A 12,002-nucleotide genomic window follows, 5' to 3' on the forward strand; every position below is an offset into this window, starting at 1 on the left:
AGAACTTGGCAGTTCCATCAGTGCTGCCAAGTTTCTTTGCGTTTTTATCGGAATTTTTTTAAACTCATTATTATAGTCATGTGTAAATTAAATGCAAGGTGGAGAACTTATGCGCAGAAATGGGAAAGAAAATGAAATGAACAATCGCGCAAAAGAAAGTCAATTTAAAGAGTTTCAAAAGATAATTGAAATTCAATTTGAAAATGAAAAATTATTAAAACAAGCTTTTACTCATTCATCCTATGTGAATGAGCATCGCAGAAAGCCCTTTGAAGATAATGAAAGGCTCGAATTTTTGGGAGATGCTGTGCTTGAACTGACAATATCACAATTCCTTTTTAAGAAATATTCCATGATGACAGAAGGAGAATTAACCAAACTAAGAGCGGCAATTGTTTGTGAGCCGTCACTCGTATCATTTGCGAATGAATTAGGATTTGGAAAATTAATTTTGCTTGGCAAAGGGGAAGAAATGACGGGTGGAAGAGAACGCCCAGCACTTCTCGCCGATGTTTTTGAAGCGTTCATTGGCGCACTTTATTTAGACCAAGGAATTGAAAAAGTCATTGATTTTCTTGAAAAAGTTGTTTTCCCAAAAATAAATGCTGGTGCTTTTTCTCATGTGATGGATTTTAAAAGCCAATTACAGGAACTCATTCAGAGAGATGCTTCTGGTGTAATTGAATATCGTGTTCTTCAAGAAAAAGGACCTGCTCACAATAAAGAGTTTGTGTCAAAGGTTTCCTTAAATGGCGAAGAATTAGGGGTAGGGACGGGAAGGTCCAAGAAAGAGGCGGAACAGCATGCCGCTCAAATGGCGTTAGAATTACTGAAAACGAAAACCACCTAGAAATGACGAAATGTTTTAGAGGAGTAATCCCGGGCATTTTAGGGAGGAAAAAGGAATGTTTTTAAAACGGTTGGACATTATTGGCTTTAAATCTTTTGCTGACCGCATTAGTATGGATTTTGTCCCTGGGGTTACGGCCGTAGTAGGTCCTAATGGCAGCGGAAAAAGCAATATTACAGATGCAATCCGCTGGGTATTAGGGGAACAATCAGCAAAATCACTTCGTGGAAGTAAAATGGAAGATATTATATTTGCTGGAAGCGATAGTAGAAAGGCAGTTAATTTTGCTGAAGTGACGCTGACCTTGGACAACCAAGATCAGGGATTAGCAGTGGATTATAATGAAGTAAGTGTTACAAGACGAGTCTCGCGTTCAGGAGATAGTGATTTTTTTATTAATAAACAAGCATGCCGTTTGAAGGACATTATTGATTTGTTTATGGATTCCGGGCTGGGTCGGGAAGCCTTTTCCATTATAAGCCAAGGGAAAGTAGAAGAAATCTTAAATAGTAAAGCAGAAGACCGCCGAACCATTTTTGAAGAAGCAGCAGGTGTTTTAAAATACAAAAACCGAAAGAAAAAAGCCGAGGTTAAGCTTGCCGAAACTCAAGACAATATTAACCGGGTAAATGATATTTTACATGAGCTCGAAAGCCAAGTAGAGCCATTAAAAATTCAAGCGTCGATGGCAAGGGATTTTTTAGAGAAAAAAGAGGAGCTTGAAAAGTTTGAAGTAGCTCTAACCGTTTATGAAATAGAAGACATGCATCAAAAATGGGGGAATCTTTCCAAACAACTAGAAGAGCACCAACATGAGGAATTGAAGCTTTCTTCTGAATTGCAGATCAAAGAAGCAAAAATCGTTGATGCTAGAGACCAGATTACTGCCTTAGATGAATCGATTTCAGACCTGCAGAATGTTCTTCTTCATGCCAGTGAGGAGCTTGAAAAGCTTGAAGGGCGAAAAGAAGTTCTAAAAGAGCGGAAAAAGAATGCTTCGCAAAATAAAGAGCAATTGGAAATGAACATTCGTGAATTAACGGACCGGATCAGCCAGCTTCAAAAAAATAGAGACTCAATGGCCGAATCGGTTAAGCTGCTTAGTGAGCAGGTAAAAACCTTACAAACTCAGCTAAAAGAAAAACAAGAAAAGCTGCAATTATTTTCAGAAAATATTGATGAAAAAATCGAAAACTTAAAAAGTGAATATATTGAGCTGTTAAATGACCAGGCTGGTGCAAAAAACGAATTAAAATTCATTGACCAGCAGCTTGAGCAGCAAGATCGAAAAAATTCACGTCTTGATGCGGAAAATGAAAAGTATCTACAAGAAAGGGAAATTGCCCAAAACAAAAAAACGGAAATTCAAGCTTCATTAGATGAACTTCAAAAGAAGCTTGAAGAACAAGTTGTTTCCTTTCGTGAGCAGCAACGTAAGCTTGAGACGGTAAAAAACAATTATCAAAAACAAGAGAAAACCTTGTATCAAGCCTACCAGCTCCTGCAGCAGGCAAAGTCAAAAAAAGATATGCTTGAAGAAATGGAAGAGGATTTTTCTGGTTTTTTTCAAGGAGTAAAGGAAGTTCTCAAGGAACGCGGAAAAAAACTCCATGGTATTGAAGGAGCCGTTGCCGAATTAATCTCTGTTCCAAAAGAATATGAAATTGCCATGGAAACAGCGCTTGGTGGTGCCTTGCAGCATATCGTAGTTGATACTGAACAAAATGCCCGTGCTGCTATTCAATACCTAAAGCAGCATTCGTTTGGACGGGCAACCTTTCTTCCACAAAGTGTTGTAAAGGGACGTCCCTTATCCTCTGTTCAAATGGCTTCGATTCAAAATCACCCTTCTTTGGTGGGGACAGCCGTCAGCCTGGTTCAGTTTGAACAAAAGTATGCCGAGATTTTTCAAAACCTTTTAGGTAACGTTGTCATCACAAGGGATCTAAAGGGTGCCAATGAATTGGCGAAAATTCTCCAATATCGTGTCCGATTAGTTACCCTCGATGGGGATGTCGTCAATCCTGGCGGTTCCATGACAGGTGGAGCCGTAAAACAAAAAACATCCTCGCTGTTAACTAGGAAAGGTGAGCTTGACGAATTAAAGGGTAAGCTTGTTATTATGGAAGAGAAAACCGGAGATTTGGAGAAGCTGGTTAAATCATTAAAAGAAGAAGTCCAAACGGCAGAGTCAGACCTTGAGGCAATGCGTAAAAATGGTGAAGAACTAAGACTATCGGAACAGTCTGTAAAGGGTGACTTACGAGAAGCCGAGTTTGAAGAAAAGAATATCAATGACCGACTAGCCCTTTACGATCTTGAAAAGGGTCAGTTTTCTACAGAGCAATCCACGTTGCTAACTAGAAAAACAGAGTTAGAATCAGCAATGGAAAATTATAAGGTGTCAATTGCTGAACTTGACGGTAAAATCATAAGACTGACTGAGCAAAAAACCAATGATCTTACATCTAAGGAAACCTTGATAACTGAAATAAATGAGTTAAAGGTTGAGTTTGCAGCTAAAAACGAGCAGTTTTTAAACACTAAGGAACGATTTGCTATTCTTGATGAAGATTTAGCAGAAAGCACACAAAAGCATACGGTCTTCACTGAAGACCTCAACCTGTTAACATCAGAAATGACGAATAGCTCTTCGGGTGAAGAACAATTAGAGACCGCTGCAAAAAGAAAACAAGAGGACAAAGCCGCTACACTAAATCTAATTAGCTCAAGAAGGCAGGAACGGGTCCAGCTTCATGTTTCACTGGAAGATTTGGAGCTTGAAGCAAAGGAATTAAAGAGAATTCATAAAGGATTAATAACAGTACTAAAGGATGAAGAGGTAAAAATTAACCGCTTGGACGTGGAGCTTGAAAACAGACTAGCCCATCTAAGAGAAGAATATTTATTATCCTTTGAAGGCGCTAAAGAACAATATCCCCTAACTGTTCCAGTTGAAGAAGCTCGCAAAAAGGTCAAGTTGATTAAACTGGCCATCGAAGAGCTTGGTAATATCAACATTGGAGCCATTGAAGAATACGAGCGTGTTTCCGAACGGTATGAATTTTTAAATGAACAAAAGACAGATCTTCAAGAAGCCAAGGACACACTTTTCCAAGTAATTGAAGAGATGGATATCGAAATGAAAAAACGTTTTGAGCAAACCTTCCAAGGGATCCGTGAACATTTCGAGCCAGTTTTCAGGGCACTATTCGGAGGAGGAAGAGCGGATCTTGTTTTAACCGCGCCGGAAGATTTATTAAATACGGGAGTGGAAATCGTTGCTCAGCCTCCAGGTAAAAAGCTTCAGAATCTAGGGCTGCTATCGGGGGGGGAACGAGCATTAACGGCAATTGCCCTGCTTTTTTCGATATTGAAAGTACGTCCTGTTCCTTTTTGTATTCTTGATGAGGTGGAAGCGGCACTCGATGAAGCCAATGTCCACCGTTTTAGCCAGTATTTAAAAAGATATAGCTCGGAAACTCAATTCATTGTCATTACACACCGTAAAGGAACAATGGAGGAAGCAGACGTCTTATACGGAGTCACCATGCAGGAATCGGGTGTATCAAAACTTGTATCTGTCCGTTTAGACGATACAAAAGAGCTTGTTAAATCTTAATTTAAGGCTGTGTTTATGTCAGTAGTTTATTTTTGAAACCTTGTTGATTGGAGTGGAAAGCGAAGCGCCTGGAGCGGAAATCAACAAACATGTTTAACAAAGCTAAAATCAAAGGGAAGTGAAAGAATGAGCTTTTTTAAAAAATTAAAAGAGAAGATTACAAAATCAACTGATTCAGTGACAGAGAAGTTTAAAGAAGGTCTTACGAAAACTAGGGACAGTTTTTCCGGAAAAGTAAACGATCTTGTTGCACGGTACCGAAAAGTCGACGAAGACTTCTTTGAAGAATTAGAAGAAATACTAATTCAGGCCGATGTTGGTTTTGATACCGTTATGCAGTTAATTGATGAGCTGAAGATGGAAGTGAAACGCCGAAACATCCAAGACCCGCAAGAGGTTCAAAGTGTTATTTCTGAAAAGCTTGTTGATATCTATAATGCGGGAGAAGGACAATCTTCAAAATTAAACATACAGGAGGATGGGTTAACCGTCATCCTCTTTGTCGGTGTTAATGGTGTCGGAAAAACAACAACAATAGGAAAACTAGGACATAAGTTTAAGAGTGAAGGAAAGAAGGTTATGATGGCAGCGGGCGATACCTTCCGTGCTGGTGCCATTGAACAGCTTGAAGTGTGGGGGGACAGAGTCGGGGTCGAGGTCATTAAACAGGCCGAGGGGTCTGATCCTGCTGCCGTAATGTATGATGCGATTCAAGCAGCAAAATCCCGCAAAGCTGATATTTTATTGTGTGATACAGCAGGTCGTTTGCAAAATAAAGTGAACCTGATGAAAGAGCTGGAAAAGGTAAAGCGTGTTATTGAAAGAGAAATTCCCGGAGCACCTCACGAAGTCATCCTTGTCCTTGATGCGACAACAGGGCAGAATGCGCTGATTCAGGCTAAGAATTTTAAAGAAGTAACTAACGTGAGTGGAATTGTTCTTTCAAAATTAGATGGGACAGCAAAGGGAGGCATCGTTCTCGCGATTCGCAACGAATTAAAGATTCCTGTTAAATTTGTTGGTTTAGGAGAAAAAATGGATGACCTGCAGGAATTCGATGCCGAAAAATATGTGTATGGATTATTTGCGGATCAAGTAGAAAAGACCGAAGATTAGATGTAAAGGTATTATCTTGACAGATAATGTCTGACTGTGTAAACTTACTTTTGTAAAGGCATTTCACTTAACAAGGGGGCATTTAAGTATGATGCTTGAAAAGACAACACGAATGAACTATCTTTATGATTTTTACTATTCGTTGTTAACACCGAAGCAGCAAAGCTATATGTCTCTCTATTATTTAGATGATTACTCATTGGGTGAAATTGCAGAAGAGTATGATGTCAGCCGCCAGGCCGTATATGATAATATTAAGCGGACGGAAGCAATGCTCGAGGAATATGAAGAAAAGCTGTTATTATTTCACAAATTTCAAGAGCGTGCGAGGCTATTAAAGCAAGTAAAAGTGTTGCTTAAAGAGGAGACCCCTTCAAAACAGGCGATGTGTGAGATAATTGCCGAGCTTGAAAAATTAGATTAGGAGGCGGCATGAATGGCATTTGAAGGATTAGCCGACCGACTGCAGAATACGATTCAAAAAATCCGTGGAAAAGGAAAGGTTAATGAAGCGGATGTAAAAGAAATGATGCGCGAAGTGCGTCTTGCACTACTTGAAGCAGACGTTAACTTCAAAGTTGTCAAAGATTTTGTGAAAAAAGTCAGCGAGCGTGCTGTCGGGCAAGAAGTACTTAAAAGCTTAACACCCGGACAACAAATTATTAAAATTGTTAACGAGGAATTAACGGAGCTGATGGGTGGCGAGCAAAGCAAGATTGCGGCCTCAAACCGCCCGCCAACTGTCATTATGATGGTCGGTCTCCAGGGTGCTGGTAAAACCACAACCACTGGAAAGCTTTCGCTTTTGCTTCGCAAGAAGTATAATCGTAAACCGTTGCTCGTTGCTGCTGACATTTATCGTCCTGCTGCAATTAAACAGCTTGAAACGCTTGGCAAACAATTGGATATGCCTGTTTTTTCCCTTGGCGATCAAGTCAGCCCGGTGGAAATAGCCCGGCAGGCAATTGCGAAAGCAAAGGAAGAACATCATGATTATGTCCTCATCGATACCGCAGGCCGGCTCCATGTCGATGAAGCGTTAATGAATGAGTTAAAGGACATTAAAGAACTAACAAAGCCTGATGAAATCTTTCTTGTCGTCGATGCTATGACTGGTCAGGATGCCGTAAATGTTGCCCAAAGCTTTAATGAACAGCTTGGTTTAACGGGCGTTGTTCTGACGAAGCTTGATGGTGACACCCGAGGTGGAGCAGCACTTTCCATACGTGCCGTTACCCAGACTCCAATTAAATTTGTTGGTCTTGGCGAGAAAATGGACGCTCTTGAGCCATTCCATCCAGAACGAATGGCGTCCAGAATTTTAGGCATGGGCGATGTTTTGACGCTTATTGAAAAGGCTCAAGCCAATGTTGACGAGCAAAAGGCAAAAGAATTAGAACAAAAAATGCGGACAGCTTCGTTTACGCTGGAGGATTTTTTGGAACAGCTTGGTCAAGTTCGTAACTTAGGTCCGCTTGATGAGTTGTTAAAAATGATGCCTGGCGCAAACAAGATTAAGGGTTTAAATAATCTGCAAATTGATGAAAAGCAAATCGCTCATGTTGAAGCGATTATTAGATCGATGACGAAGGCAGAAAAAAATAATCCTGAAATCCTGAATTCCAAGCGGAAAAACCGAATTGCGAAGGGTAGTGGCCGTACTGTCACTGAAGTAAACCGTTTGCTGAAGCAGTTTGAAGATATGAAAAAGATGATGAAACAAATGACAGGCATGCAAATGAAATCAAAGAAAAAAGGCGGATTTAAATTTCCATTTAAACCGTTTTAAGATGTTAAGTTTTGGTAATACTACCTGTAAAGAAAAAACACTTTACAAATGATATATTAATTGATAATATACTATCTTGTGTGAAACAATTTCGGAGGTGCTTATTTAAAATGGCAGTTAAAATTCGTTTAAAGCGTATGGGAGCAAAGAAAACTCCTTTCTATCGTATCGTAGTAGCAGATTCTCGTTCACCACGTGATGGACGTTACATTGAAATAGTTGGAACTTACAATCCAGTTGCAGAACCAGCTATCGTTCAAATCAACGAAGAATTAGTTCTTAAGTGGTTACAAGACGGTGCAAAACCATCTGATACAGTTCGTAACCTTTTCTCAAACCAAGGCATCATGGAAAAATTCCATAATGCAAAATTAAGCAAGTAATCGTAGGCAACTATGAAAGAATTGATCGAAACGATTGTTAAGCCTCTAGTTGATTTTCCTGAAGACGTCCGCGTTGACGTCTCAGAGGACAACAACCGCGTTACTTATCAGCTCTCTGTTAACAAAACAGATATGGGCAAAGTAATCGGCAAGCAGGGGCGTGTTGCAAAGGCCATTAGAACTGTTGTTTATGCAGCAGGATCATCACAACAAAAGAAAATTTTTCTCGAAATTGGTGAATAGCTTTTTGCATCTAGATGAAAGGGGGGAATCAACATTCCTCCCTTTTTTGCTATAAGAAAAGAAAGGAGCCATCTTTATGCAAATTATCCAAACAGTTGTGGTAAAGCAAATTCTAACGGAAAAAAGCAAAGAAAAATTATTTGAACAATACAATCACCAAAAGCTTCAACTCCAAAAAGAATGCAGCCAGCTTCATTTTGAGCTAAAGCGATTAGAGAAAACCAAAACTTTTTCTCCAGGGGAATTAAAAAGTCATTTTGAAAAAGAAATCAATAAACGATTAGAAAAAGAAAAGCTCCTAGAGTTCCAAATTGAACAATTACATATGCTACCTTTAGGCAGTGAATTAAAGGAAAAGGAAGTTCAAGCCCTAATTGAAATAAAAGTGGGCGATTCTTGGAATCAACAACTTGGACAACCTGTTATTATTATTAAAGATGGTATCATTGAAGAAATAAGAGAAGGTGAATAATTGTATGGAAAAATGGTTTAATGTCGGAAAAATTGTTAATACACAAGGCATAAAAGGGGAAGTACGTGTCATTTCAAAAACGGATTTCCCTGAAAAGCGGTATAAGGCAGGAAATGTATTGTATTTGTTTATGCCAAATTCCAAAACTCCGATCGAGTTAACGGTAAAAAGCCATCGAACCCATAAAAATTTTGAATTACTGACATTTGAAGGTTTTCATAATATAAATGAAGTTGAAAAGTTTAAAGAGGGAATTCTCAAGGTGCCTGACTCACAGCTGGATACCTTAGAAGAAGATGAATTTTATTACCATGAAATTATCGGCTGCCTAGTTACGACAACTGACGGTGAGGAACTTGGCAAAGTTACGGAAATTTTATCACCAGGTGCCAATGACGTCTGGGTTGTGAAAGGGAAAGGGAGAAAGGAATTATTAATCCCCTATATTCATGACGTAGTAAAAAATGTGGATGTAAAAGAAAAAGTCATCTTAATTGAGCCGATGGAAGGGCTGCTTTCATGATGCAGATTGACATCCTTACCCTTTTCCCCGAAATGTTTTCCGGGGTACTTAATCAGTCTATTTTACAAAAAGCAGCTGAGAAAAAGGCCGTCCAATATAATGTTGTCAATTTTCGTGAATTTGCTGATAACAAGCATTCCTCTGTTGATGATTACCCATACGGAGGAGGAGCTGGAATGGTTTTAATGCCACAGCCCATCTTTGATGGAGTAACTGCCCTAAAGGAAAAAGCCAATAGTAAGAACCCTAGGGTAATCCTCCTCTGTCCTCAAGGTCAGCGCTACGATCAGCGAAAAGCCGAGGAATTAGCTCAAGAAGAACATTTGATTTTTATTTGCGGTCATTACGAAGGCTATGATGAACGAATCCGGCAGCAAGTGGTTACGGATGAAATCTCGATTGGAGATTATGTCTTGACCGGTGGTGAGCTTGGAGCCATGGTCGTTGTTGACAGTGTCGTTCGTCTTTTGCCGGAGGTATTAGGTAATCAGGAATCACATATGAAAGATTCCTTTAGCACAGGCCTATTGGAACATCCCCATTATACAAGACCCGCTGATTTCCGTGGTCTTAAGGTGCCTGATGTATTACTGTCTGGCAATCATAAGTTAATTGATGAATGGCGAAATAAAGAAGCACTTAGAAGAACGCTTGCGAGGCGTCCTGATTTATTTGATAAAATCGAACTAACACCAGAACAGGAAAAATGGTTAGCTGAAGTAAAAAAAGAATACAAGTAGTATTGCGATAGTCATCCAATTATGGTATGATACTTCTTGTGACTTGAGCTGAACTCATTCAGAATCCAGTCTTATAACGATGTTCCGCTGCAATGCAATTGTAAGTAGATGTGCATGAGCATCTGTTGGAAGGAGTTGAAAACGATGCATAAATTAATCGAAGAAATCACTAAAGAACAACTTCGTTCTGATCTTCCTGCGTTCCGTCCTGGTGACACTGTACGTGTACACGTTAAAGTTGTTGAGGGTACTCGTGAGCGTATTCAGTTATTTGAAGGTGTAGTGATTAAGCGTCGTGGTGGTGGAATTAGCGAAACTTTTACAGTACGTAAAGTTTCTTACGGAGTAGGCGTTGAGCGTACTTTCCCAGTACACACACCAAAAATTGCGAAGCTTGAAGTAATTCGCCGCGGTAAAGTCCGCCGTGCTAAGCTTTACTACCTGCGTAACCTTCGCGGTAAAAAAGCAAGAATTAAAGAGATTCGATAACATGAAAAGAAAAGAGCTTGCTCATGAGCAGCTCTTTTTTTATACAGATTTTGATAAAGTATAATCAAATTATTAAAGTTTGATTAAAAAAATTTTCCCATCGTGTTAAAAAGGTTGAAGTTATGTAAAATAGGCTTTATAAGATATTTGTTACTAAGATTGGTGGGGACATAAATGGTAAAAAAGAAAAATGAACTCTGGGAATGGACAAAAGCGCTCTTAATAGCTGTTATATTAGCTGCATTAATTCGCTACTTTCTCTTTGCTCCAATTGTCGTGGATGGCTTATCGATGATGCCGACATTAAAGGATCAGGATCGGATGATCGTGAGTAAGTTTAGCTATGATATTGGAAAACCAAAGAGATTCGATATTATCGTTTTTCATGCGCCAGAACATAAGGATTACATAAAACGTGTTATTGGTCTTCCAGGGGATACCATTGAATATAAAGATGATGTTTTATATGTTAATGGAAAAGCGTATAAAGAACCTTATTTGGATGAATATAAGAAACAAGTAAATGATGGTCCATTAACAAGCACGTTTAAATTAGAAGAAACAGCGGTAGGACGTAAAACAGTTCCTCCAGGGGAATTATTCGTCATGGGAGATAATCGCCGCTTCAGCAAAGATTCTAGACATATTGGAACGATTCCGATGAGTAAAGTAATTGGCAAGACAAGCATTGTATATTGGCCATTAAAAGATGCCCATATTGTTACAGTGAAATAGTACTATTATCAAGCTTCAGCGCATAGCCACTCGAGGTCATAAGCCAATCCGACATGAAGGTGAAAAAGCAACCTTCCTGCCGGCTTGGCTTATGCTTGTCGGGGCTGACAAGGCGCTTTCGCTTTTAAAGGAGGTGACTTGCTTTGACGATCCAATGGTTTCCTGGCCATATGGCTAAGGCTCGCAGAGAGGTCACGGAAAAATTAAAGTTAGTCGATATCATTTTTGAGTTGGTAGACGCGAGAATTCCGTCTTCGTCTCGAAATCCGATGATTGATCAAATTATTCAGCATAAACCAAGATTAGTTTTATTAAATAAAGCGGATATGGCCGATAAAGAGGCAACAAAGGAATGGATTGCCTTTTTCGCTGATAAGGGAATTAAAGCACTCGCCATCAATTCTCATGCAGGTGAGGGTATGAGGGACATTGCTCAGGCATCACAAGAAATTCTGAAAGAAAAATTTGATCGCTTACGGGCAAAAGGAGTTAAGCCAAGAGCGATCCGTGCGATGATAGTTGGTATTCCTAATGCCGGAAAATCAACACTAATTAATCGTCTCGCGAAAAAGAACATCGCAAAAACAGGAAACACCCCAGGTGTGACAAAGTCACAGCAGTGGATTAAGGTTGGAAAAGAAATGGAACTGCTAGATACGCCGGGAATCTTATGGCCCAAGTTTGAGGATCAAGAAGTTGGAATGAAACTAGCGATAACAGGCGCGATTAAAGATGTACTTTTAAACCTGCAGGACCTTACTGTGTATTCGTTACGATTTTTAGAACGTGCTTACCCAGAGCGGCTGCAGGAGCGGTATAAACTAACTGAACTTCCAGAAGGCGTAGTAGACCTATTTGACCATATAGGTAAGCTCAGAGGCTGTTTAATGGGCGGCGGCATGGTCGATTATGATAAAGTGGCAGAACTGGTCATCAGGGAAATTCGCTCTGAGAAATTCGGGCCAATTACATTTGAAAGACCAAAGGACTTTCAGCCATCTGAACAAGATGATAATAATGATTGAGCTCTCCAAACGGGG

Annotated in this window: 13 protein-coding genes; all 13 read left to right on the plus strand. The window is 39.7% G+C overall.

Going from position 1 to position 12,002, the window contains the following annotated elements; translation table 11 throughout:
* Positions 1-109 precede the first annotated feature (109 nt).
* The 13 genes from rnc (at position 110) to ylqF (ending at position 11,987) form a co-directional block, all read left to right on the plus strand.
* Positions 110-850 carry a ribonuclease III gene (rnc, locus tag AC59HZ_RS07325; RefSeq protein WP_496545169.1) on the plus strand — a complete coding sequence of 247 codons (741 nt, stop codon included), beginning with the start codon at positions 110-112 and terminating at the stop codon, positions 848-850.
* Between the two features lie 55 nt (positions 851-905).
* The gene (smc, locus tag AC59HZ_RS07330) at positions 906-4,472 is read left to right on the plus strand and encodes a chromosome segregation protein SMC (protein WP_496545170.1); all 3,567 of its coding nucleotides are present in this window, start codon (positions 906-908) and stop codon (positions 4,470-4,472) included.
* 126 nt (positions 4,473-4,598) lie between these two features.
* The gene (gene ftsY / locus AC59HZ_RS07335; protein WP_496545171.1) at positions 4,599-5,588 is read left to right on the plus strand and encodes a signal recognition particle-docking protein FtsY; all 990 of its coding nucleotides are present in this window, start codon (positions 4,599-4,601) and stop codon (positions 5,586-5,588) included.
* Between the two features lie 91 nt (positions 5,589-5,679).
* The gene (locus AC59HZ_RS07340; protein ID WP_289982960.1) at positions 5,680-6,012 is read left to right on the plus strand and encodes a putative DNA-binding protein; all 333 of its coding nucleotides are present in this window, start codon (positions 5,680-5,682) and stop codon (positions 6,010-6,012) included.
* A gap of 12 nt (positions 6,013-6,024) precedes the next feature.
* A complete protein-coding gene (gene ffh / locus AC59HZ_RS07345) occupies positions 6,025-7,377 on the plus strand; it encodes a signal recognition particle protein (protein ID WP_496545172.1) in 1,353 nt (450 codons plus the stop codon).
* Positions 7,378-7,487: 110 nt separating this feature from the next.
* A complete protein-coding gene (rpsP, locus tag AC59HZ_RS07350) occupies positions 7,488-7,760 on the plus strand; it encodes a 30S ribosomal protein S16 (RefSeq protein WP_496545173.1) in 273 nt (90 codons plus the stop codon).
* Positions 7,761-7,772: 12 nt separating this feature from the next.
* Positions 7,773-8,003, plus strand: a complete 231-nt coding sequence (locus AC59HZ_RS07355; protein ID WP_223588542.1) for a KH domain-containing protein — start codon at positions 7,773-7,775, stop codon at positions 8,001-8,003.
* A gap of 76 nt (positions 8,004-8,079) precedes the next feature.
* A complete protein-coding gene (locus AC59HZ_RS07360) occupies positions 8,080-8,475 on the plus strand; it encodes a YlqD family protein (RefSeq protein ID WP_496545174.1) in 396 nt (131 codons plus the stop codon).
* A gap of 4 nt (positions 8,476-8,479) precedes the next feature.
* Complete coding sequence (rimM, locus tag AC59HZ_RS07365) at positions 8,480-8,998, plus strand: ribosome maturation factor RimM (RefSeq protein WP_496545175.1); 519 nt, start codon at positions 8,480-8,482, stop codon at positions 8,996-8,998.
* Positions 8,995-9,738: a tRNA (guanosine(37)-N1)-methyltransferase TrmD gene (gene trmD / locus AC59HZ_RS07370; protein WP_496545176.1), complete on the plus strand. Its 744-nt coding sequence runs from the start codon at positions 8,995-8,997 to the stop codon at positions 9,736-9,738. Before rimM ends, trmD begins: the two co-directional genes overlap by 4 nt.
* A gap of 144 nt (positions 9,739-9,882) precedes the next feature.
* Complete coding sequence (gene rplS / locus AC59HZ_RS07375; RefSeq protein WP_223588716.1) at positions 9,883-10,227, plus strand: 50S ribosomal protein L19; 345 nt, start codon at positions 9,883-9,885, stop codon at positions 10,225-10,227.
* A gap of 174 nt (positions 10,228-10,401) precedes the next feature.
* Positions 10,402-10,962 (plus strand): signal peptidase I, encoded by a 561-nt coding sequence (lepB, locus tag AC59HZ_RS07380; protein WP_496545177.1) that lies wholly within the window; start codon positions 10,402-10,404, stop codon positions 10,960-10,962.
* Positions 10,963-11,105: 143 nt separating this feature from the next.
* Positions 11,106-11,987, plus strand: a complete 882-nt coding sequence (gene ylqF, locus AC59HZ_RS07385; protein WP_496545178.1) for a ribosome biogenesis GTPase YlqF — start codon at positions 11,106-11,108, stop codon at positions 11,985-11,987.
* Positions 11,988-12,002: the final 15 nt, after the last annotated feature.

It is taken from the genome of Neobacillus sp. DZ-9 (assembly GCF_059587065.1).

Coding starts and splice junctions, on each gene's coding strand:
- rnc (WP_496545169.1), top strand. CDS start 110: ATGCGCAGAAATGGGAAAGAAAATGAAATGAACAATCGCGCAAAAGAA.
- smc (WP_496545170.1), top strand. CDS start 906: ATGTTTTTAAAACGGTTGGACATTATTGGCTTTAAATCTTTTGCTGAC.
- ftsY (WP_496545171.1), top strand. CDS start 4,599: ATGAGCTTTTTTAAAAAATTAAAAGAGAAGATTACAAAATCAACTGAT.
- AC59HZ_RS07340 (WP_289982960.1), top strand. CDS start 5,680: ATGCTTGAAAAGACAACACGAATGAACTATCTTTATGATTTTTACTAT.
- ffh (WP_496545172.1), top strand. CDS start 6,025: ATGGCATTTGAAGGATTAGCCGACCGACTGCAGAATACGATTCAAAAA.
- rpsP (WP_496545173.1), top strand. CDS start 7,488: ATGGCAGTTAAAATTCGTTTAAAGCGTATGGGAGCAAAGAAAACTCCT.
- AC59HZ_RS07355 (WP_223588542.1), top strand. CDS start 7,773: ATGAAAGAATTGATCGAAACGATTGTTAAGCCTCTAGTTGATTTTCCT.
- AC59HZ_RS07360 (WP_496545174.1), top strand. CDS start 8,080: ATGCAAATTATCCAAACAGTTGTGGTAAAGCAAATTCTAACGGAAAAA.
- rimM (WP_496545175.1), top strand. CDS start 8,480: ATGGAAAAATGGTTTAATGTCGGAAAAATTGTTAATACACAAGGCATA.
- trmD (WP_496545176.1), top strand. CDS start 8,995: ATGATGCAGATTGACATCCTTACCCTTTTCCCCGAAATGTTTTCCGGG.
- rplS (WP_223588716.1), top strand. CDS start 9,883: ATGCATAAATTAATCGAAGAAATCACTAAAGAACAACTTCGTTCTGAT.
- lepB (WP_496545177.1), top strand. CDS start 10,402: ATGGTAAAAAAGAAAAATGAACTCTGGGAATGGACAAAAGCGCTCTTA.